Consider the following 22,276-nt stretch of genomic DNA (forward strand, 5'->3'; position numbering starts at 1 on the left):
TCAAATATATTTTACACAACTTAAATTAACACAATAAAAATATGTTGTAAATATATTTTTTGAAATTTATATGCTTCTTTTTTTAATTTTGTGATAAAATAATGACGAAAGTAGGTGAATGACAGACATGGAAAGCAACACTGCAGATCAAGCTTTGAAATTGGAGAATCAGCTTTGTTTTACCATATATGCCTGCTCACGTGAGATTACGAAGCTGTACCAGCCTTATCTCGAGCAGCTGGGCGTTACTTATTCGCAGTATCTGGTGCTTATCGTTCTCTGGGAAAGAGGACAGTGTACGGTGAAGGAACTGGGGGAGGCTCTGTATCTGGATTCGGGTACCTTGACTCCGCTATTGAAGAGACTTCAGACAGCAGGTCTTATTCATCGTGAACGGTCAGCCCAGGATGAACGCAAGGTGCTGATTACTTTGACGGATGCTGGCAGCCAGTTAAGACATGAGGCGTTGAGCATCCCTGATTCAATCGGTGGTAAAATCTGCAAAGACACCGAGGAGTTCAGATCACTGCTGGAGCAGTTCAACAATCTGCTGGACAGAGTGCACCAATACAATAAGGACAACTGCAACAAGTAATCTCTGTATTAGATGAAGTTCAAAAAGTCATCTTTTGATCACGAAGGAAGTCAGGAAGCGGACTTGACATCGAATCTTGAATTCAGCCGGGCCTAAGCGGATGCTTCCGAAGCATGTTTCCTGCGGAAACATTTCAGGTGCTCACGTACCCCAAGTACGCTCCGCTCCTCAGTCCCTGGCTTCATCCAACTCCAGCGTTTTGAAAAAACGCACATCGGAAGAATAGGCTTTGGTGCTGAAAACCTGACTTTTTGAACACGTACTATTAGGTATCTGATTTGATCAGTCCCGGATGAGCCGGGACTTTTTTGTGTTCGCGTAAGTTACTCGTCAGCTCCCGCCTTATTTGCGGAGATCTGCAATAAATAATGTGACCACCATGATCAGGATGGCCCCTGAGTATAGAATGGTGTCCGTCGGATTTTTATGATCCACAATGATGAGCCGTACAATGGCTGTAATGCCGATATAGATGAAATAACGAAGCGGAAAATGAAAGCGGGCTTCAAAATATTTAATGATCAAGGCTATAAATTCGAAATACAGGAAAAAGTTAAGTATGCTTTCCAGCAGCTTGATCGTCGCGGCTCCGTCAGAGTTGAAAATAATCTGGTAAATGGTAAAGGTCTCTTTTACGAGAAAGACGGAGAGGATGAGAGCCAGCAGAGTTAAAAGGACATTGAGCACCCATTGCAGAAACAGCGGCACATAGCTGAATTTGCTATCCATTTTCATAACAAGTACCCCTCCGATCAATTGAAAGCCTTTATGTTAATATTGAATTTTTTCAGCGATAACATGTAAGCATCAGAAAAATTCCGTCCCGAACGAAAAAATTTCATTAAACGGGTAAAATACCAGGGCAGTATGAATAAAATGAAACTGTAAAGGGTTCATGAGCCGTTTTACATATTTATCCAAATATTCGCTTTTAGGAATGATACTGATATAAAAATGCTTGCATTTCATCTGTCTATTTTTAAGGAAAGCGTTTTAAAAACATGTTACAATAATGTGGGTTTATATCAGATTTCCTTGTAAACCGCCTTGCTGCAGTCATGTTGATAGGAGGATTCGAGAATGAATATCCATGAATATCAAGGTAAAGAAGTTTTAAAACAGTACGGGGTAGTGGTTCCGAACGGCAAAGTAGCCTATACGGTGGAAGAAGCGGTAGAGGCCGCCAAGTCCCTTGGAAGCGCTGTTACAGTAGTGAAGGCTCAAATCCATGCCGGTGGACGCGGTAAAGCCGGCGGCGTGAAGGTGGCGAAAAGTCTTGATGAGGTGCGGACCTATGCTTCCGAAATTCTCGGTAAAGTGCTGGTTACTCATCAGACAGGCCCGGAAGGGAAAGAGGTTAAGCGTCTCTTGATTGAAGAAGGCTGTGACATCCGCAAGGAATACTACGTGGGCGTTGTGGTTGACCGGGCTACCGGACGTGTCGTCATGATGGCATCCGAGGAAGGCGGTACGGAAATCGAAGAGGTGGCGGCAGCCACTCCGGAGAAAATTTTCAAGGAAGTCATCGATCCGGCCGTCGGCTTGCAGACGTTCCAGGCCCGGAAGCTGGCTTACAGCATCAATATTCCGAATGAGCTGGTGAACAAGGCTGCCCAGTTTATGATGGGATTGTATGCAGCATTTGTCGACAAGGACTGCTCCATTGCCGAGATCAACCCGCTGGTGGTTACCGGCGACGGCAACGTTATGGCGCTGGATGCCAAGCTGAACTTTGACTCCAACGCGTTGTTCCGCCATAAGGACATTCAGGCGCTGCGCGATCTGGACGAGGAAGACGAGAAGGAAATTGAAGCTTCCAAATTCGATCTGAGCTACATCGCCCTTGACGGCAACATCGGCTGTATGGTTAATGGTGCAGGTCTGGCTATGGCGACGATGGATATTATCAAATATTACGGCGGCGATCCGGCCAACTTCCTTGATGTAGGGGGCGGCGCCACAACGGAGAAGGTTACGGAAGCGTTCAAGATCATTTTGTCCGACCCTAAGGTGGAAGGCATCTTCGTCAACATCTTCGGGGGCATTATGCAGTGTGATGTCATTGCAAATGGTGTCGTGGAAGCAGCGAAGCAGGTCGGTCTGAACCAGCCGCTGGTTGTCCGTCTGGAAGGCACCAACGTGGATCTCGGCAAGCAGATTTTGTCTGAATCCGGCCTGAATATCGTTTCCGCGGATTCGATGGCGGACGGGGCACAGAAGATTGTTTCGCTTGTGAAGTAAGTTATATACATTTTTGCATTCCGGATGAAAGAATAATAGATAGGGGATGTGAGCAGCGTGAGTATTTTGGTCGACAAAAATACAAAGGTCATTACGCAAGGGATTACAGGGAAAACGGCATTGTTTCATGCCAAGGGTGCCCTTGATTACGGAACACAGATGGTCGGCGGAACCTCGCCGGGCAAAGGCGGCACGGAAGTGGAAATTACGCTGGAAAACGGCAGCACGGTAAAGCTGCCTGTCTTCAACACGGTTGAAGAGGCCAAAGCAAAGACTGGAGCTACTGCCAGTGTTATTTATGTACCACCGGCTTTTGCCGCGGATTCCATCATGGAAGCGGTAGACGCGGAGATGGATCTTGTGATTTGTATCACCGAGGGAATTCCGGTAATGGATATGATCAAGGTAAAGCGGTTTATGGAAGGCAAGAAGACCGTTCTGATCGGACCAAACTGTCCTGGGGTTATTACACCTGGTGAGTGCAAAATCGGCATTATGCCAGGATATATTCACATGCCTGGCCACGTGGGTGTCGTCTCCCGCAGCGGTACCCTTACCTATGAGGCTGTACATCAGCTGACTACCCGCGGTATCGGCCAATCCTCCGCGGTAGGTATCGGAGGGGACCCGGTGAAAGGGTCGGAATTTATCGACATTTTGCGCCGCTTTAACGAAGATCCGCAGACACACGCCGTCATTATGATCGGTGAAATTGGCGGAACGGCGGAAGAAGAAGCGGCAGAATGGATCAAAGAAAATATGACCAAGCCTGTTGTCGGCTTTATCGGCGGCGTCACAGCTCCTCCAGGCAAACGGATGGGCCACGCGGGTGCGATTATTTCCGGCGGCAAGGGTACAGCGAAGGAAAAGATCGAGAAGCTGGAGTCCTGCGGCATTAAAGTCGCTCCAACTCCATCCGAAATGGGCTCTACTCTGGTCAGCGTACTGGAAGAGCGGGGTATTCTCAACCTCTGCACTACCCATTAATAGACTTGAACAATCGGGTTATTGCTGGTATATAATGTAGTAAAGGTAAGCAACCTTTTTGTTTCCGCATGCGGGAATGAAAAGGTTGCTTTTTTGGCGTTTTCATTTTTTTGGATAGGAAACGCTTGCAAAAAAATGATCTCTGTCACAAAATAGGGAGGGCACAGCCTTCCCTTTTAGGGAGGAAACGGAAAATGGATGAACGTCAGGTATTGGTCGGGCTGACCATGCTGCAGGGGGTGGGCCGCAGAACGGTTGGCCGCATTTTTTCCAGCGGAATCAGGCTGCATGATCTGTTTGATTTCGGAGAGATGGAGTGGGCGGGGCTTGGACTTGCGGCGGAGCTGGCACGCCAAGCCTCAGCCCTGTTTACAAAGGATTGGGTCTCACAGCAATGGTTAAAGGTTCAGCAGGAGGGTATTGGTGTTATTACTTATCTGGATGATGATTATCCTATATTAATGAAGGAAACTTCCGATCCGGCATGGGTTTTGTATTTCCTTGGCGACAGATCATTGCTGGGTTCCGTATCGTTGGCAATGGTGGGTACCCGCGTGGCTACTGCCTACGGCCGGAAAATGGCTGAGATGCTGGCTGAGGAGCTGTGTGCGAACGGATATACCATCGTCAGCGGAATGGCGCGAGGAATCGACAGCATCTGCCATGAAGCCGCGCTCCGCTGCGGCGGCAGCACACTTGCTGTGCTGGGCACGGCGATCGACGTTGCATATCCTCCGGAAAACTCATCATTATATAGAGAGATTATCCGCAGGGGGCTCGTCATCTCCGAGTATCCCCCTGGGACGAAATCGAATCCCGGCTTGTTTCCGCAGCGCAACCGCATTATTGCCGGATTAACCCGGGGAACGCTCGTTGTGGAAGCAGATATCCGCAGCGGTTCGCTGATTACGGCCGATTTTGCCCTGGAGGCGGGCAGGGATGTCTTCGCGGTGCCTGGACCCGTTACATCGCCGAAAAGCCGGGGAACCTTGAATTTAATCAAGCAAGGAGCTAAGCTGGTTACTGAAGCTTCCGATATCATCGTGGAGTACGGCACGTGGCCTGCTGCCGTTGTGGAGTCAGATCCGACGTCTGTGTTTGCTCCGGGGCCGGACGCTCTTTTGCGCCAGATCTTTTCTTCTGATGAAGAACGGATTATTGTACTTCTGGAGCAGGGAACCCTTACGGTGGATGAGCTGCTGACGATGACTGGATGGGATTTTGGACTTTTGCACTCAGTTCTGTTATCGTTAATCATAAAAAAAAGGGTCGCTCAGCTTCCGGGTCTGAAATATGAGTTAATTTAATCAGCCTTAACGATATTAACTATAAATGGATAGGCACTGCTGAATAACGCCTAAATGAAAAAGCAAGACCAGTAATTGAGAGGAGGATGGTTTGTGGCGGATTCACTCGTCATCGTAGAATCGCCTTCCAAGGCGAAAACGATCGGCAAGTATTTAGGCAGCAAATATATCGTCAAAGCCTCAATGGGGCATGTCCGGGATTTGCCTAAAAGCCAGATCGGGGTTGAAGTGGAGAACGACTTCAATCCAAAATATATAACCATTCGCGGTAAAGGTTCTATTTTGAAGGAATTAAAGGATGCCAGTAAAAAAGTGAAAAAAGTCTATCTGGCAGCTGACCCTGACCGCGAAGGAGAGGCCATCGCATGGCATTTGGCACATGCGCTGGAGCTGGATGACAAGGCAGATTGCCGCGTCGTATTTAATGAAATAACCAAGCAGGCGGTCAAGGATGCGTTTAAAACACCGCGTAAAATCAATATGGACCTGGTGAACGCCCAGCAGGCACGGCGGATTTTGGACCGTCTTGTCGGTTATAAGATCAGCCCGCTGCTGTGGAAAAAAGTAAAGAAGGGTCTGTCGGCCGGGCGTGTGCAGTCCGTTGCGGTCAAGATCATCCTGGACCGGGAAAATGAAATCAGCGAGTTTGTACCGGAAGAGTACTGGACGATCACAGCCCGTTTGTCTGTAAACGACAGCAGCTTTGAAGCTAGATTTCACAAGCTGAACGGGGAGAAAAAGGAGCTTGCGAGCGAGGCGGATGTCAAAGAGGTATTGGCAGCCATCGAGAATGCTTCCTTCTCGGTCATTAGCGTGAAAGAGAAAGAACGGCTCCGCAACCCGTCGCCGCCCTTTACGACCAGCTCGCTGCAGCAAGAGGCGGCACGCAAACTGAATTTCCGCGCTTCCAAAACGATGTCCGTTGCCCAGCAGCTGTATGAAGGTGTGGATCTCGGCAAGGAAGGCACGGTCGGTCTCATTACCTACATGCGTACCGACTCCACACGTATCGCGGCTTCGGCGCAGGATGAAGCCAAAGAATACATTACAGGCAAATTCGGAGAGTCTTATGTTCCTGAAAGCCCGCGTCAATATTCGAAAAAAGCGGCCAATGCGCAGGACGCCCATGAAGCGATTCGTCCAACTTCCGCGCTGCGCGACCCGGACTCCATGAAACCGTATTTAAGCAGGGACCAGCTGCGGCTCTACAAGCTGATATGGGAAAGATTTATGGCAAGTCAGATGTCATCGGCCATTATGGATACTCTTTCGGTAGATATCGAGGCAGGTTCGGCCGTTTTCCGTGCAGCTGGCTCCAAAGTACGGTTTCCCGGATTTATGAAGGTATACGTCGAGGGCAATGATGACGGGAACACCGAAGAGGAGAAGCTGCTGCCACCGCTTGCGGAGGGCGATAAGCTGAGGACGGAAGAGATCGAGCCGAAGCAGCATTTTACACAGCCTCCGCCCCGGTATACGGAAGCACGGCTCGTAAAGACGCTTGAAGAGCTTGGGATCGGACGTCCGAGCACATATGCTCCGACGCTTGAAACCATTCAAAAGCGGGGTTACGTAGCTATAGAAGAGAAGAAATTTATGCCTACCGAACTCGGAGAACTGGTCATTGAGCAGATGGAGCAGTTTTTTCCCGAAATTCTGAACGTGGAATTCACCGCCAATATGGAGGAGGATCTGGACCATGTGGAGGAAGGGGAAGAAGACTGGGTCAAGGTGCTCAACGATTTCTATGAATCCTTTGAGAAACGGCTGGAGGTAGCCGAGGAAGAAATGAAGGAGATTGAAATCGAGGACGAAGTGTCTGATGAGGTATGCGATAAATGCGGCAAGCCTATGGTATACAAGCTCGGAAGATTCGGGAAGTTTCTTGCTTGCTCAGGATTCCCGGATTGCCGTAATACGAAGCCGATCGTAAAAGATATCGGTGTAACATGCCCGACCTGCAAGGAAGGCAGTGTCGTTGAACGACGCAGCAAGAAGGGGCGTATTTTCTATGGGTGCACACGTTATCCGGAATGTGACTTCGTGTCCTGGGATAAGCCTTCCGTCAAGCCTTGCCCGAATTGCGGCAGTCTGATGGTGGAGAAACGGAACAAACAGGGAACGAAGCTGCAATGCACGTCCTGCGATCACACGGAAATGGTTGAAGAGAACGACGATGCTGTAGAAGAAACGATGTAATCAGCATAGGAAAATGGAAGACAACAAAGCAGGGGGATATTGAAGTGGAGGATGTACAAAAGGTAACCGTTATCGGCGCAGGTTTGGCCGGAAGCGAAGCTGCCTGGCAAATCGCAAGCCGTGGCGTGCCTGTCAGATTATACGAAATGCGTCCGGTCGTCAAAACACCGGCTCATCATACGGATAAATTCGCCGAGCTGGTCTGCAGCAATTCGCTGCGGGCCAACGGCTTGACCAATGCGGTCGGTGTGCTGAAGGAAGAGATGAGAATGCTGAACTCGCTCATTCTGGGTGCGGCTGACCGCAATGCTGTCCCTGCTGGAGGAGCGCTTGCCGTGGACCGTGACGGCTTTTCCGGGGAGATTACGCGCACGCTTCATCAGCACCCGCTGATTGAGGTCGTGAATGAGGAACTTCAGGAAATTCCGCAGGAAGGGATTGTCGTTGTAGCGACAGGACCTTTGACCTCGCCAGCCCTTTCCGAGCAGATTAAAGCAATGATGGGTGAAGAGTATTTTTATTTCTATGACGCTGCAGCCCCGATCGTGGAGAAGGACTCCATTGATATGAGCAAGGTATATCTTGCCTCACGCTACGATAAGGGCGAAGCAGCTTATCTCAATTGCCCGATGAATGAAGAGGAGTTTAACGCTTTTTATGATGCGCTGATTACGGCAGAAGTGGCGCAGGTGAAAGAGTTTGAGAAAGAGATTTATTTTGAGGGCTGCATGCCGATTGAAGTGATGATGAAGCGCGGGAAACAGACCGCACTGTTCGGGCCAATGAAGCCGGTCGGCCTCGTCAATCCGCATACGGGGACGCTGCCCTACGCGGTTGTACAGCTGCGGCAGGATAATGCGGCAGGAACACTTTACAACCTGGTAGGATTCCAAACCCATCTCAAATGGGGGGAGCAGAAGCGTGTGTTTTCCATGATTCCGGGTCTTGAGAACGCTGAATTTGTTCGCTACGGGGTCATGCACCGCAATACCTTTATCAATTCCCCCAAGCAGCTGGAAGCCACCTATGAGTTTAAGGGACGCCGCGGGCTGTTCTTTGCCGGCCAGATGACAGGTGTTGAAGGTTATGTGGAGTCTGCAGCCTCCGGTCTGCTTGCCGGAATCAATGCAGCCCGCTCGGCACTGGGACAAGAGCTGCTTGTTTTCCCGGCGGATACGACCCTTGGAAGCATGGCCCGTTATATTACGACAGCCGATTTCAAGCACTTCCAGCCGATGAACGCCAACTTCGGCTTGTTGCCAAAGCTGGAAGCACGCATCCGCAACAAGAAAGAGAAAAACGAAGCTTTGGCCCAGCGTGCGCTGAACAGCAGCAGAAGCTATATCCGGGACACATACGTCATGCCTGCGGGCCAGGAAGCATAAAACATACATTCAAAAGAGGACAGACCACAGTTAGGGGAAGTTTTTCTTGCGATTATAGAATGGTTCAGCTTCGCTGAAAATATATAAGTTCTATAATCCTAATATACGGGGGGCTGCTGCATGGATTGTGCAGCGGCCTCAGCCATAAAGGAGGGCACCACATGGACATGTCATTTCATGCGACTACGATTTGTGCGGTTCGCCATAACGGCAAGGGGGCGATTGCCGGAGACGGTCAGGTGACATTCGGCAACAACGTAGTGATGAAGCAGACAGCCAAAAAGGTAAGAAGATTATACCGGGGACAGGTGGTCGCCGGTTTTGCCGGCTCGGTTGCCGACGCTATTACCCTTTTTGAAAAATTCGAGGGCAAGTTGGAGGAGCACCACGGGAACCTGCAGAGAGCTGCTGTTGAACTGGCCAAGGATTGGCGGCAGGACCGTATTCTGCGCAAGCTTGAAGCTCTTATGATTGTTATGGATAAAAGCGGAATGCTGCTCATATCCGGTGGCGGCGAAATCATCGAGCCTGACGACGATGTGCTTGCCATTGGTTCAGGAGGCAACTTTGCGCTTGCTGCCGCCCGCGCCTTGAAGCGTCATGGAAGTGGCCTTGAAGCCGTGGATATGGCGCGGGAAGCGCTGCAGGTGGCTTCAGAAATTTGTGTGTACACAAACAGCAACATCATTGTGGAAGAGCTTTAATATAGATATCGGCTTTGAGTACTCAGGGGCTGGAGGAATGGATATGAATAATCATGCTTTAACACCGAGACAGATTGTCGCTGAATTGGATAAATATATCGTTGGGCAAAAGCAGGCCAAAAAGTCGGTCGCCGTGGCGCTGCGTAACCGCTACCGCCGCAGTAAGCTGGCCGAGGACATCCGGGATGAAATTGTGCCGAAAAATATCCTGATGATCGGACCGACAGGCGTTGGCAAGACGGAGATTGCCCGCAGGCTGGCCCGGCTGGTCGGGGCCCCTTTTGTCAAGGTGGAAGCCACGAAGTTTACAGAGGTCGGTTATGTGGGACGTGACGTGGAATCCATGGTGAGGGATCTGATCGAAACCTCCATACGCATGGTTAGGGTAGAACGCACCGAAAAGGTGAAGGATAGAGCGGAAGAGCTGGCCAATGATCGAATTGTGCAAATTCTTGTGCCAGGCAGCCGCAGCAGCAAAAACCAGCGCAATCCGTTCGAAATGCTGTTCGGCGGCAATACCGGCCAGTCCCAGGAAGAGGAGCCGGAGCAGCAGGATGGAACGGTGCTGGAGAGACGGCGTAAGGTGAAGTTTGATTTGCTGTCCGGAAATCTGGAGAATGAAGTGATTGAAATCGAAGTTGAAGATACCGCTCCCAATATGTTTGATATGTTCGCCGGTCAAGGCAATGAGCAGATGGGAATGAACATGCAGGAGATGTTCGGCAGCCTGCTGCCGAAAAGAATGAAGAAGCGCAAGCTGACCATTAAAGAGGCGCGCAAGGTGCTGACTCAGGAAGAAGCAGCCAAGCTGATCGATATGGACGATGTCGTTCAGGAGTCTATTACCCGTGCCGAGCAGTCCGGAATTATATTTATTGATGAAATCGACAAAATCGCAGCCCAAGGCAAAGGTAACGGCCCGGATGTATCCCGTGAAGGGGTACAGCGTGATATTCTTCCGATTGTAGAAGGTTCGACGATCATGACGAAATATGGCCCGGTAAAAACGGACTATATTCTGTTTATCGCCGCTGGCGCCTTCCATGTGGCCAAACCTTCGGATCTTATTCCCGAGCTGCAGGGCCGCTTCCCGATCCGGGTAGAGCTGAGCAGCCTGACACTGGAGGAGTTTGTCTCCATCCTGACGGAACCGCAGAATGCATTGACGAAGCAGTATGTGGATCTGTTGCGCACGGAGGATATTGAAATTGAATTCTCTGAAGATGCGATTAGAGAAATTGCGAAAATTGCGGAATCTGTCAATAAAAACACTGAAAACATCGGTGCCCGCAGACTGCATACCATACTGGAGAAGCTGCTTGAAGACCTTTCCTTTGAAGCGCCGGAATTAACGCTGGACCGAATGGTTATAACCCCGGAATATGTGAAGGAAAAGCTGGGGAATATTGCGGAGGACCGGGACTTAAGTCAGTATATCCTGTAAAGCAAATGGTTTTCATGCTTTGTTTGGGACCAACAAGCCGGATTTTGCGGGATAACGAAGTTGCGTTGATCAGCAAAAACGAGAAAAATGACCCGATTCTCTGGTAGGAAAAATGAGCTTGTAAAGATGTTATGCGATAAAAACATTCGATTGATTTCACTAAAAAAGAACAAAATTTAACAAAATATCCTTCAAAAGCCCACTTTTTTCGAAAAGATAGGGCTTTTTTCTTATTGTAATTAGTCCCAAGTTCTACGAAACTTAGAATATACAAAAACATGGTAAATGTATCTACTTAAGTCCTAAAGAGGCATGTGTAAAAGCGAAAAAACTGGCACCTGGAAAAGCAAAATAAGCGGAATTTGTTGAAAATGCTTTTTCTTAGACATAAGAAGACATTTTCTGATATGGAAGGGAGAGGACAAGATGAAAATCAGCAACAGTTTTAGTATTAGTTCTTCAGCCCTAACTGCACAGCGTTTGCGGATGGATGTCATTTCGAGCAACATTGCGAATGCAGAAACCACCCGGGCGCAGGTAGTCAATGGGCAGGCGGTTCCGTATCGCAGAAAAATGGTAGTTCTTGAGCCTAATCAACCCAGATTTGCCGATATGCTGAATGCGCAGATGAACGGCGGTACAACGGCATCGGGGGTGAAGGTGGCAGAGATTCGGGAAGACACGTCGCCGCTCAAGCCTGTCTACAACCCTGAGCATCCGGATGCGGATGCTAACGGTTATGTATATATGCCGAATGTGGATATTGCAAAAGAAATGGTCGATATGATCTCCGCGTCAAGGTCCTACGAGGCGAACGTCACGGCGCTGAACGCTTCAAAGGCCATGATCAGCAAAGCATTAGAGATAGGAAAATGATCGCTAAGATCGTTTTATTAATGGAGGAGAGAAATACATGATTCAAAACACAATGTTCAATATCCAGTCCCCATCAGTTCAACAGACGGCAACTATGAACAATTCGAAGACAGGGGCGACTCCTGCGGAATCACTGCGTCAGTTTGGCGACTATTTGGGGGATGCGCTGAATCAGGTGAACCAGCAGGAAATCAATTCACAGGAAATGTCCAACAAATTCCTGACAGGTCAGGTGGATGTTGACCAGGTTATGATTGCTTCTCAAGAGGCTTTGCTGTCATTGCAGTTCACTACCCAAATACGGAACAAAGCGATAGAAGCCTACCAGGAGATTATGCGTACGCAGCTTTAATCACAGAATTAGCAAAGTTTCGGATGGGGTGACACAGTGAACGAGAGAATAGCCCAGTATCGCGACAGGCTAGTCGGATATTGGACCAATTTCAGCAAAAAACAAAAAATACTGCTCATTTCGACATTCGCATTTATCGTGCTTGCTGCCGCGGTACTGACCATGCAGTTCACAAAAACGGAATACGAGGTCGCTTTCCGGGATTTGAACGCCAATGATGCTGCGGCTGTTACTGAATATTTGAAATCGTCGGGCATCCCTTACCGGTTGAGTGCCAGCGGGACGGATATATCCATTCCGAGCGCTTCCGCGGCGGAAGCCAAAGTTGCTGTCGGATCACAGGGGCTTATTCAGAACGGGTCGATTGGTCTAGGGGCGTTCGACCAGTCCTCAAATGCCATCGGCATGACCGAGAACGAATTCAATGTGAAGTACAACAACGCACTGAACGGGGAAGTACAGAAGCTGCTGGAACAGATGGAAGGTGTCAAGAGCGCCAAAGCCGTTATCAATCTCCCGAAGGAGAATATATTTGCGGGTCTGGAAGAGGAAGACAAAGCGTCTGCCTCCATTGTCATGCAGTTTGAGCCGGGGTTTCGGCCTTCTCAGGAAGCGATAGACGGTTACTTTAATTTGGTGAAAACGGCAGTTCCGAATCTGCCAGTCGAAAATATTACCATCACGAATAACGAATATGAGCTGATACCGACCGTGAAAGGCGGTCAGGGCGGCATTTCCAACGGTGTTCAGGAAAATATGGCATTGCAGAAAAAATTTGAAAGTGATGTCAGAACAAAAGTTGAGCAATTTTTATCCCAATACGTAGGTGCTGACCGGATTCATGTGCTGGTCGCTTCCCAACTGAATTTCGACAAGATCACTTCCAAGGAGCAGCTGGTCACGCCTGTGGATCAGGACCGGATGAAAGGCATCGAAATCAGTACGCAGCAGACCTCGGAAACGACGTCAGGCTCAAGCGGCCAGACGGGAGGGGTTGCCGGTACGGGCCAGCAGGACGTTCCGGGTTATCCGGGCGGGTCTGCCTCGGGCACGAGCGAATCCGAGAAAACTTCCAGCACGATCAACTATGAAGTCAACAGAATCGCTAGGGATATTATCTCCAGCCCTTATACTGTAAAAGATTTAACCATTAATGTGGCAGTTGAAACAGGTTCGGGACAAACGGCTTTATCGCAGACTCAAATTGCTGACATGGAAACCGTACTTACGAATATTGTCGGCGCCTCATTGGCGAATTCCGGAACGCAATTCACACAGCAGCAGCTGGCGGCCAAAGTTAAAGTTATTAGTCAGGCGGCTGCGCCTGCACAACAACCGGCGACATGGCTGTCGCTTTCCAACCCATGGGTATGGGGGATCGGAGCGGCCGTGCTTGCACTGGTGGCCACTGCCATCATTCTGATTGTGCGGAACCGCCGCAAACAGGCAGAGGAAGAGTATGAAGATGATCTGATCCTGCCTCCACCGACGGAATTCCCGTCCATCAGTCTGGAAAGTGTGACAAGTGAAGATCAAGTACGCAAACAGCTTGAAAGTCTGGCCAAGAAGAAGCCTGATGATTTCGTCAACCTGCTGCGTACATGGTTGGCTGACGAATAGAAGAGGTGAATGCATTGGCGAAGTCAAGCGGACATGGATTATCCGGAAGGCAGAAAGCAGCGATCCTGCTGATCACACTTGGGCCGGAGGTATCCGCGCAAATATTCAAACACTTGAGAGATGATGAAATAGAGCAGCTGACCCTGGAAATTGCCAATGTGAGGACGGTAGCAGCATCCGAAAAGGATGCCATTATGACGGAGTTTCACCAGATTTGCTTGGCCCAGGAGTATATTTCGCAAGGCGGCATCAACTATGCCCGCGAGATTCTGGAGAAGGCGCTCGGCTCGCAAAAAGCGGTTGAGGTGATCAACAGGCTGACAGCGACGCTGCAGGTCAGACCGTTCGATTTTGCCAGAAAGGCTGATCCGAATCAGATTCTGAACTTTATCCAGAACGAAAACCCGCAGACCATTGCTCTGGTGCTTTCTTATCTGCAGTTTGAGCAGGCTGCTGCCATCCTCTCCTCTCTCCCGCAGGAGAAGCAGGCGGATGTGGCAAGAAGAGTGGCGGTAATGGACAGCACTTCGCCGGAGGTTATTGCCCAGGTTGAAAGAGTGCTGGAGCAGAAGCTTTCTTCCACAGTAACCCAGGATTACACGAACGCGGGCGGCATCGAGTCCATTGTGCAGATTCTGAACGGGGTGGACCGCGGTACCGAGAGAACCATTCTGGATTCCCTGGAAATACAGGATCCCGAGCTTGCCGAAGAGATTAAAAAGCGGATGTTCGTATTCGAGGATATCGTCAATGTGGACAACCGTTCCATTCAGCGTATTGTGCGTGATGTGGACAACGCCGATCTGCAGCTTGCACTCAAAGTATCAAGCGAAGAAGTGCGTGACGCTATTTTCCGCAATATGTCGAAACGAATGGCGGAAACCTTCAAGGAAGAAATGGAATTTATGGGCCCTGTCCGGCTGCGCGATGTGGAAGAGGCTCAAACACGTATCGTGGCTATCATCCGCAGACTTGAAGAGGCCGGAGAAATTATAATTGCCCGCGGCGGAGGAGATGACATCATTGTCTAATGTGATCAAGTCATTCCAGTATACCCCTGTCGAAACATTGAAGAAGCTTGAGCTGGCGCAGGCTTATCAGTCAACAGAAGCTGCCCATGAGGAGGAAGAAACAGCCTATGTGGAGCACCTTGAACCGCAAATCGACCGGGAAACCGAAAAGCTGAGAGACGAGATCCTTTCGGATGCCAAGGAATTTGCCGAAAAGCAGATCAGAGATGCAGCGGAGGAAGCGGAGCGCCTTCTCCAGGAGGCCCAGGAACAAATCAATGCCTGGTGGCAGGAAAAACGCGAGCAGGATGAACATCTGACGGAGGCTGTTAAGGCAGAAGGCTTTCAGCAGGGATACGAGGAAGGGCAGCGGCTTGCCGAAGCGGAATGGCAGGCCAGATCGGATAAGATGATGGAAGAAGCGCAGGAGGTGCTCCTTCATGCTTATGGGGTGAAAGAGCAGCTCATCCTGGAGGCAGAGCCTTTTCTGGTGGAGCTCAGCTGCGGGATTGCGGAAAAGGTCATTGACAGGCAGCTCAGCATCGAGCCGGATTACATGCTTGAACTTATCCGCAAAAACCTGGCCCGCAAACGGGAACAAGGGACGATCACCCTATGTGTTGCGCCCGCTCACTTCGCTTTTGTGAACGCCGCGCGCGAGGAGCTCTCCTTGGTGGTAGATTCGCAGGCCGAACTGCAAATTATCCCCGATGGAACGGTAAAAGACAGGGGAGTGGTCATTCGTTCCGCTTTCGGAAGCGTGGATGCCCGTATAGATACACAGCTCGCAGAAATCAAGAAAGAATTGCTGCGAGTAGCATTAGATAACGAGGAGCAAAGGCATGAAGGAATTTAATTCCGGTCGTTATCTGGACCATTTAAGAAGTTTGGACCCCGTAAGGGTAAATGGAAAAGTCACACAGGTCATAGGTCTGATGGTGGAGTCGGAAGGTCCTGACGCAAGCATCGGAGATGTCTGCTACATTTACCCGGGGAAAAGTGCCCAGCCTCTGCAGGCCGAGGTTGTAGGCTTCAGGGATAATAAAGTGCTGCTGATGCCGCTTGGCGAGCTGCACTCCATCGGTCCCGGCTGTGATGTCGTTGGAACGGGAAAACCTTTGAACGTTCAGGTGGGTTCTGAGCTGCTGGGCAAGGTTCTGGACGGTCTGGGTCAGCCTTTGGACGGGTCCCTGATTCCTTCGCGCATGGCCAGATATTCGACATTCAACACCCCTCCAAATCCGTTGAACCGGCCGCGAGTTCAGGAGCCGATCAGCATCGGTGTTAGAGCGATTGATGGTCTGCTGACAGTGGGCAAGGGACAGCGTGTAGGTATTTTTGCAGGCTCCGGGGTTGGAAAAAGCACACTGATGGGCATGATCGCGCGCAATACGGCTGCTGATGTCAATGTCATTGCGCTTGTTGGCGAACGGGGGCGTGAGGTGCTGGATTTCATTGAACGGGATCTCGGTCCCGAAGGCCTGGAAAGGTCTGTTGTCATTGTGGCCACCTCCGACCAGCCTGCCCTGATCCGCATTAAGGCGGCACTGATTGCCACTACGGTTGCGGAATATTTCAGGGACCGGGGGCTGAATGTGATGCTCATGATGGACTCTGTTACCCGTTACGCCATGGCGCAGCGTGAAGTCGGATTGGCTGTCGGCGAGCCGCCAGCGATGAGGGGCTATACACCGTCAGTATTCGCAAGCCTGCCCAAGCTTCTGGAGAGAGCGGGGACCGGTCCCGCGGGCTCCATTACCGCTTTTTACACCGTGCTGGTGGACGGGGATGACATGAATGAACCGATCGCGGATGCGGTGCGCGGTATTTTGGACGGCCATATTGTGCTGAACCGCGCCATTGCCAACAAGGGCCATTTTCCAGCCATCGATGTGCTGGCCAGCATCAGCCGGGTTATGAAAGATATTGCGCCCCGGGAGCAAATTGAAGCGGCTGAAAATGTAAAAAGGCTGATGGCCGTGTACAAAGATTCGGAGGATTTGATCAACATCGGTGCCTACCAGCGCGGTACGAACGCCGAAATTGATGAATCGATCGACCGGATCAAGGATGTGTGGGATTTCACCCGGCAAAGAACAGATGAAAAGGTCGAATTGCAGGAAGTGCAGGAGCGATTGATTTCCGAGTTTATGAGGAGTTGACCCTGAAAGATGAAGTTCCAGTATTCATTCCAGAAAGTCGTTGATCTCAAGTCGAATGAAAAGTCGCAGGCTGAATGGATGCTGTCAAGTGCATTAGGCAAGCTGCAATCCGAAGAACAAACGCTTCAGCAGCTCATCTCCGAAAAGGAGCGGGTATCACATGCCATCCAGAGCGCGGCGGAAGCCTGTGTCCCGCTTTCCTCCATCCAGCAATTACAGGCATATATCGGACATCTGGAGCAATGCATTGAACGAAAAAACAAGGATGTTGAGCATGCGCAGATGAATGTGCAAAGCAAACAGAGCATTTTGACCGATAAAATGATGGATGAGCAAGTTTGGCTTAAGGCAAAGGAGAAGGCGAAGGCAAGGTTTCAAAAGGAACTGCTGCTTCATGAACAGAACGAACTGGATGAGCTGGCTTCCGTTCGTTATGCAATGAGAGCCCGCTAGAACGCTCTGGGATGATGGTTCTGCTTGAGGAGGAAGAAAATGCCACAAAATGAAATGGAGCTTGATAAGGAATCGGCCAGCGGGGTTGAACGATTGTTATTCTTTCTGATTCCGATCGTTTTTACCATTGTGCTTATTGTCGTTCTGCTTACATTGTTTAACACAGACTTTAAGAATGGTCTGCTAAAGACAGCCGACAAAATTCCGCTGGTGAAGAATTGGGTTCCCGCCCCCGATTTGACGCCTGAAGAGCAAAAGGCCGCAGACAAGAAAGTCCAGACCGAAAGCTCTGAGGCCACTATTGAAAAGCTGAAAAGTGAATTGTCCCGGCAGGAGGCGGAATTGAAGCAAACCGCCGCAGCGAAAGCCGATCAGGACAAGAAGATGCAGGAGCTTGAGGCACAGCTTCAGAATGCAAAAGCTGAGCAGGAAGCGGCAGCCGCCGCTGCGGCCGCAGCGAATTCGGGTACGGATCAGGATCCGTATTTGAAACAGATCAAGAACCTGTCTTCGATGTATGAGACGATGAGCCCGAGCAAGGCAGCTCCCATTTTATCGAATCTGACCAATCCGGAGATCGTGCAGCTGCTGACGTATATGGCACCGGAGAACCAGTCGAAAATTCTCGCTAAAATGGACCCGCAGAAAGCTGCTGAAATTACAATGGACTTGAAGAATGCAACCAATTCCAGCGATCTGAAGGTAGCTGCGCTTCAGGCACGGCTGCAAAAGGATGAGCAGTCTCCGCCGGCGGCTGCAGGTGCCATTGATGACAAGGCGCTTGGCAGCACCTTTGCATCCATGAATCCGGCAGAAGGCGCCAAGCTCATATTGGAGACCTACAAGATCAGTCCGGATAAAGCGTTAAACATTTTGCGCACGGTGGATGACTCTACCCGTTCCAGTCTGCTTGGAGAGATGTCAAAAAGCAATTCGGCACAGACAGCCAAAATTTTGAACAAGCTGCTGGCCGGCAAATGATTTGTGTATGTGATACGCATGTCTGAGAAAGGGGGTGAAAACAAATGTCTACGATACCAATTAGTTCGAGTGCTCCTTCAACGGTCCAGACTGGTGCAACAGCAGGCTCATCACCAGCTTCTTCGGCTCAGGGAAACCCGGGATTTAACGAGGCCCTTGTGCAGGTTATGGGAGCAGAGCAGAATGCAGCTGCGGCGCCAGGCCTTGCGGCTTCGCCTCTTCAGATGCTGGCAGGTAACGGCGGTGGGCTTGAAGAAGGAACAGGAGACGAACTGCTTGACATTCTGCCTGATCTGGTCAAAGACCCTGATCAACTGGATGATCTGTTGGAAAGCAATCCGGAGCTCTTCACTGCTCTCCAGGCGTGGTTGGCCGAGGTGCAGCAATTTCTAAACGGAGCTAAGGGTAGTTCAGATGGGAGCTCTGATATCAACACTGCGTCCGGCCTGTCCGAAAACCCTGCGACCATTCGTTTTGCCCTGCAGGACAGCTTGGCTCAGCTGTTGGATGCTTCAACTGCGGGTGAGGATAAAGCACAGGTAACGAAGCTTTTGCAGTCCTTGCAATCGGTTATTGATCCGTCACAAGCGTCCAAGAATGGAGCAGCACCTTCGCTGGCAGCAGATCCATCCGATTCTGTACCTTTGTTCCAGCAAAAGATTCAGCAAAAGATTCAGCAAACCGGGCAGCAGACGGGACAAAGCGGCGACAGAGCTAATGGCAACGCCCAATCCGGACAGGCGAATGACGCAGCAGTTTCGGGACCGGCCGATACAGCTGCCGATAATTTCCCGGTGAACACCGTAACTACCGCCGGACAATTGACGGTGCAAAATAACGGTACAGCGCCAGTATTACATGAGAGTCCTGTGGTGCATATGAGGCATTTTGCCAAGGAAATGACGGAATTTATCGTGCAAAAGCTGGATATTGTCAAGCAAAACGGAATGTCTGAAGCGACCATCATGCTGCGTCCGGAGCATTTGGGCCATCTTGAAGTCAAGCTGAGCATGTCGAACGGCCAGCTTGTCGCCCAGTTTATGACTGAGCATGGCGGGGCAAAGGATCTGCTTGAGCAGCAGATGTCACATCTCCGTGCCAGCTTACATAACCAGGGCATCCAGGTGAACAAGGTGGAAGTCACGCACAATGAATCCTTGTCCTCCCATTTATACCAGCAGGGTCAGGGATCTGGAGCCAATCAGCAACAGCAGCAGGAGCGGCGTTCCAGAGCACACGGTAAAGAAGATAATGACGATGCCTTGAAAGCGGCGGAAATGGCGGAAGAGCTTCGCACCTGGACGAAGGAACAGCGTCTGAGCGATGCAGGCCAAAGCTCGTTTACCGCACAGGCATAAAAATGGAGGTGAACAACGAATGGCTGCGGACAGCATAGCATCAACTCCAAATGTTTGGCCGAACTATACCGAGCAAAACGTGAATAGGGCTGCAAGCAAAACAAAAGGCGACAGTACCGGCACAAGCTCGCTTGGCAAAGACGAATTTCTGAAGCTGCTGATTACCCAGCTGCAAAACCAGGACCCGATGCAGCCGATGGAGGATAAGGAGTTTATTGCACAGATGGCGCAATTCACATCCGTAGAACAGCTGACGAATATTTCCTCCCAGCTGACGGCGATGAGTGAGTCGCTCAGTGCATCTTCCGCCATGATCGGCAAGGAAATTACCTGGATCAATGAAGGCAAGACGGATCCCATTACTGGCGAAAAGCCGGAAGGCACTGTACAAAGCGGAATTGTTGATTCCATTGTAATACGGGATGGAAAACAGTATGCGACTGTAGGGAAAGAGAAAATTGCCCTGACGGATATTACCTCTATTAAAAACCCTGCAAGAGAAGAACCGGAAGAATCAACACCGGAGAAGCCGGCGGGTGAGCCCGAAGCGGAAAGCAGTGTAGCGCCATGAATGAATCCATCATCGTTGGGCGTCTATTCCCTGCCAACGTGCCCCCGGGAGCAGTATCAAAGCATAGTAGAACCCCCGTAGTCAACGAGGGCAAATCCTTCAAGCAGATGCTGCAGGAGCAGGTTCTGACATTAAGTAACCATGCAGCCAAACGTCTTGAACAGCGAGGCATTGAGCTGGGCCCCGAGCAAATGGCCAAGATTAATTCCGCAGTGGATAAGGCGGCAGCCAAAGGAGCAAAGGAGTCGTTGATCCTTATGCAGGATATGGCTCTGATCGTTAATATCAAAAATCGTACTGTCGTCACTGCAATGGACAAGCAATCCATGAAGGATAATGTGTTCACCCAAATCGACAGCGCCGTCATTATTTAACCGGCTGGCCCGACAGGAAGCCGGAAGCCCAACCGCGGATCGACGGAAGCGGTTGTGAGTCAACACCACCTATCTAGGAGGAATTCATACTCATGTTAAGATCCTTATACTCTGGCGTCTCCGGCATGAAAGGCTTTCAGACCAAACTGGATGTCATAGGTAACAACATCGCCAATGTGAATACGACAGGTTTTAAATCAAGCCGGGTTATGTTTAAGGATATGTTAAGCCAGACAACTGCCGGGGCGAGTGCTCCTGGCGATGCTGGCGGCGGTATCAATCCCAAGCAAATCGGTCTGGGAGTAACAGTTGGTTCTATAGATACGCTCCATTTGCCCGGCAGCGCGCAGACGACCAATAATCCGACAGACCTGCGCGTTAACGGGGACGGATTTTTCCTCATCAAAATGACGGGGGATCAAGAAATGCCTTACCTGACACGTGCCGGTGATTTCCATGTTGACGCTAACCGCAATCTGGTCACTTCGGATGGTATGTATGTATGTGATGTCGCTGGCGAGCCTATCCAAATCGGAGACACCACTACCTCCTTCACCATTCAGCAGGATGGATTCATTGCAGAAACATTGGATGACGGAACGATTGAGCTGAACACGCAAATCGGTCTGGCGAAGGTTCCCAACACCGAAGGACTTGAGAAAATTGGCGGTAACTTATATCGGCTTACCAATAATGCGATTGAAGGTGCCACAATTGATGAGTTTTTTGGCGGCAATGATGCTGCGGTTGGAACCGGTGCTATTGTTGCCGGCCAGCTTGAAATGTCCAACGTTGAGCTTACAAGCGAATTCGCCGAAATGATTATAGCCCAGCGCGGATTCCAGGCGAACTCCCGGATCATTACAACCGGAGATAGCATTCTTGAAGAAGTTGTAAATCTGAAACGTTAATTTTTGAACAGCGGGGGAGCCTGGCTCCCCTGTCAATCAGGAGGTAGAAGCAGCGATGATTCCTGTAACGCGGCTTAACGGTTCACCGATGTGGCTGAACGCATTGTTGATAGAAACCGTGGAAGAAACGCCTGATACGTATGTCACCCTGGTGACGGGAAAAAGGCTGATTGTGCTGGAGAAAGCGGCTGATGTAGTAGCCTTGATCAAGGATTACAGCCGTGAAATCGGCATGCATGCAGCCACCATAAAAGTGCAACAAACGGAGGAAGAAAAATGAAAAGAATGCTGCCTTGGCTCACAACAATGCTGCTAGGGATTACATTAATCGTAGTAGCCGCCTTTTTGCTCCTGCCCCAGCTGACAGGCGGGGAATCATCAAAAGCTGCTGCCGAAGAGCGCCCCGCTCCGAAGCTCTCTGCTGATGAAATTGTTGAAGTGACTTCTGAAATTACAGAAATCCGCACCAACCTGGCGGATTCGGATTATGTTGTTAAAGTCAATTTTGCTTTCCAATTAAATAACGGCAAGGCCAAGGAATCATTTGAAAAAATCAAGGAAATCAGCATTAAACCGATTGTGATCCAAACCTTTGCAGACACCAAACCGGAGCAGCTCAAAACGGCCAAAGGGCGTGAGGAGTTCACGGACAGGCTGACGGCCCTGATCAACAAGACTCTCCCTGAAGGCCGACTGACCAGCATCAAATTTACTGATTTTATGCTGGCCCCACTACTTTAATTTTG

General features: G+C 50.2%; 23 protein-coding genes. 22 read left to right on the forward strand and 1 reads right to left on the reverse strand.

Annotation, left to right across the window (positions count from 1 at the left end):
- The first annotated feature begins 127 nt into the window (after nucleotides 1-127).
- Nucleotides 128-595, forward strand: coding sequence for a MarR family winged helix-turn-helix transcriptional regulator (locus ACE5KN_RS01630; RefSeq protein ID WP_375525683.1), 468 nt, complete (start codon nucleotides 128-130; stop codon nucleotides 593-595).
- 342 nt (nucleotides 596-937) lie between these two features.
- Here the strand turns inward: ACE5KN_RS01630 and psiE are convergent, their stop codons facing one another.
- Complete coding sequence (psiE, locus tag ACE5KN_RS01635; RefSeq protein ID WP_375525682.1) at nucleotides 938-1,330, reverse strand: phosphate-starvation-inducible protein PsiE; 393 nt, start codon at nucleotides 1,328-1,330, stop codon at nucleotides 938-940.
- 345 nt (nucleotides 1,331-1,675) lie between these two features.
- Here psiE and sucC point away from each other — a divergent pair, with 345 nt between their 5' ends.
- The 21 genes from sucC to ACE5KN_RS01740 all read left to right on the forward strand — a co-directional run bounded on the left by sucC (nucleotide 1,676) and on the right by ACE5KN_RS01740 (nucleotide 22,271).
- Nucleotides 1,676-2,836 carry an ADP-forming succinate--CoA ligase subunit beta gene (sucC, locus tag ACE5KN_RS01640; protein ID WP_375525681.1) on the forward strand — a complete coding sequence of 387 codons (1,161 nt, stop codon included), beginning with the start codon at nucleotides 1,676-1,678 and terminating at the stop codon, nucleotides 2,834-2,836.
- Nucleotides 2,837-2,893: 57 nt separating this feature from the next.
- Nucleotides 2,894-3,823 (forward strand): succinate--CoA ligase subunit alpha, encoded by a 930-nt coding sequence (gene sucD, locus ACE5KN_RS01645; protein ID WP_375525704.1) that lies wholly within the window; start codon nucleotides 2,894-2,896, stop codon nucleotides 3,821-3,823.
- A gap of 194 nt (nucleotides 3,824-4,017) precedes the next feature.
- The gene (gene dprA, locus ACE5KN_RS01650) at nucleotides 4,018-5,130 is read left to right on the forward strand and encodes a DNA-processing protein DprA (protein ID WP_375525680.1); all 1,113 of its coding nucleotides are present in this window, start codon (nucleotides 4,018-4,020) and stop codon (nucleotides 5,128-5,130) included.
- A 93-nt stretch (nucleotides 5,131-5,223) separates the two neighbouring features.
- Complete coding sequence (gene topA / locus ACE5KN_RS01655; protein ID WP_375525679.1) at nucleotides 5,224-7,329, forward strand: type I DNA topoisomerase; 2,106 nt, start codon at nucleotides 5,224-5,226, stop codon at nucleotides 7,327-7,329.
- A gap of 44 nt (nucleotides 7,330-7,373) precedes the next feature.
- On the forward strand, nucleotides 7,374-8,714 hold the full coding sequence (gene trmFO, locus ACE5KN_RS01660; protein ID WP_375525678.1) for an FADH(2)-oxidizing methylenetetrahydrofolate--tRNA-(uracil(54)-C(5))-methyltransferase TrmFO: 1,341 nt from the start codon (nucleotides 7,374-7,376) through the stop codon (nucleotides 8,712-8,714).
- A gap of 161 nt (nucleotides 8,715-8,875) precedes the next feature.
- The gene (gene hslV, locus ACE5KN_RS01665) at nucleotides 8,876-9,418 is read left to right on the forward strand and encodes an ATP-dependent protease subunit HslV (RefSeq protein ID WP_375525677.1); all 543 of its coding nucleotides are present in this window, start codon (nucleotides 8,876-8,878) and stop codon (nucleotides 9,416-9,418) included.
- A gap of 43 nt (nucleotides 9,419-9,461) precedes the next feature.
- On the forward strand, nucleotides 9,462-10,862 hold the full coding sequence (gene hslU, locus ACE5KN_RS01670; RefSeq protein WP_375525676.1) for an ATP-dependent protease ATPase subunit HslU: 1,401 nt from the start codon (nucleotides 9,462-9,464) through the stop codon (nucleotides 10,860-10,862).
- 426 nt (nucleotides 10,863-11,288) lie between these two features.
- Nucleotides 11,289-11,738: a flagellar basal body rod protein FlgC gene (gene flgC / locus ACE5KN_RS01675; protein WP_375525675.1), complete on the forward strand. Its 450-nt coding sequence runs from the start codon at nucleotides 11,289-11,291 to the stop codon at nucleotides 11,736-11,738.
- A gap of 37 nt (nucleotides 11,739-11,775) precedes the next feature.
- On the forward strand, nucleotides 11,776-12,090 hold the full coding sequence (gene fliE / locus ACE5KN_RS01680; protein WP_375525674.1) for a flagellar hook-basal body complex protein FliE: 315 nt from the start codon (nucleotides 11,776-11,778) through the stop codon (nucleotides 12,088-12,090).
- Nucleotides 12,091-12,126: 36 nt separating this feature from the next.
- Nucleotides 12,127-13,710: a flagellar basal-body MS-ring/collar protein FliF gene (fliF, locus tag ACE5KN_RS01685; RefSeq protein ID WP_375525673.1), complete on the forward strand. Its 1,584-nt coding sequence runs from the start codon at nucleotides 12,127-12,129 to the stop codon at nucleotides 13,708-13,710.
- Nucleotides 13,711-13,724: 14 nt separating this feature from the next.
- Complete coding sequence (gene fliG, locus ACE5KN_RS01690; protein ID WP_355317314.1) at nucleotides 13,725-14,741, forward strand: flagellar motor switch protein FliG; 1,017 nt, start codon at nucleotides 13,725-13,727, stop codon at nucleotides 14,739-14,741.
- Nucleotides 14,734-15,576 (forward strand): FliH/SctL family protein, encoded by an 843-nt coding sequence (locus tag ACE5KN_RS01695; RefSeq protein ID WP_375525672.1) that lies wholly within the window; start codon nucleotides 14,734-14,736, stop codon nucleotides 15,574-15,576. Before fliG ends, ACE5KN_RS01695 begins: the two co-directional genes overlap by 8 nt.
- Nucleotides 15,563-16,882, forward strand: a complete 1,320-nt coding sequence (gene fliI / locus ACE5KN_RS01700; RefSeq protein WP_375525671.1) for a flagellar protein export ATPase FliI — start codon at nucleotides 15,563-15,565, stop codon at nucleotides 16,880-16,882. The genes ACE5KN_RS01695 and fliI overlap by 14 nt, the downstream gene beginning before the upstream one ends.
- A 9-nt stretch (nucleotides 16,883-16,891) precedes the next feature.
- A complete protein-coding gene (gene fliJ / locus ACE5KN_RS01705; protein WP_375525670.1) occupies nucleotides 16,892-17,335 on the forward strand; it encodes a flagellar export protein FliJ in 444 nt (147 codons plus the stop codon).
- Nucleotides 17,336-17,374: 39 nt separating this feature from the next.
- Nucleotides 17,375-18,316, forward strand: a complete 942-nt coding sequence (locus tag ACE5KN_RS01710) for a MotE family protein (protein WP_375525669.1) — start codon at nucleotides 17,375-17,377, stop codon at nucleotides 18,314-18,316.
- 44 nt (nucleotides 18,317-18,360) lie between these two features.
- Entirely contained in the window at nucleotides 18,361-19,674 is a 1,314-nt protein-coding gene (locus ACE5KN_RS01715; RefSeq protein WP_375525668.1) for a flagellar hook-length control protein FliK, read from the forward strand.
- A gap of 19 nt (nucleotides 19,675-19,693) precedes the next feature.
- Nucleotides 19,694-20,245 carry a flagellar hook capping FlgD N-terminal domain-containing protein gene (locus ACE5KN_RS01720; RefSeq protein ID WP_375525667.1) on the forward strand — a complete coding sequence of 184 codons (552 nt, stop codon included), beginning with the start codon at nucleotides 19,694-19,696 and terminating at the stop codon, nucleotides 20,243-20,245.
- Complete coding sequence (locus tag ACE5KN_RS01725; RefSeq protein WP_375525666.1) at nucleotides 20,242-20,619, forward strand: TIGR02530 family flagellar biosynthesis protein; 378 nt, start codon at nucleotides 20,242-20,244, stop codon at nucleotides 20,617-20,619. Before ACE5KN_RS01720 ends, ACE5KN_RS01725 begins: the two co-directional genes overlap by 4 nt.
- 92 nt (nucleotides 20,620-20,711) lie before the next feature.
- Nucleotides 20,712-21,530 carry a flagellar hook-basal body complex protein gene (locus tag ACE5KN_RS01730; RefSeq protein WP_375525665.1) on the forward strand — a complete coding sequence of 273 codons (819 nt, stop codon included), beginning with the start codon at nucleotides 20,712-20,714 and terminating at the stop codon, nucleotides 21,528-21,530.
- A gap of 55 nt (nucleotides 21,531-21,585) precedes the next feature.
- Entirely contained in the window at nucleotides 21,586-21,810 is a 225-nt protein-coding gene (locus ACE5KN_RS01735) for a flagellar FlbD family protein (protein ID WP_355317299.1), read from the forward strand.
- Nucleotides 21,807-22,271: a flagellar basal body-associated FliL family protein gene (locus ACE5KN_RS01740; protein WP_375525664.1), complete on the forward strand. Its 465-nt coding sequence runs from the start codon at nucleotides 21,807-21,809 to the stop codon at nucleotides 22,269-22,271. Before ACE5KN_RS01735 ends, ACE5KN_RS01740 begins: the two co-directional genes overlap by 4 nt.
- Nucleotides 22,272-22,276: the final 5 nt, after the last annotated feature.

It is taken from the genome of Paenibacillus terreus, assembly GCF_042138595.1.
Lineage (GTDB): Bacteria > Bacillota > Bacilli > Paenibacillales > Paenibacillaceae > Paenibacillus > Paenibacillus terreus.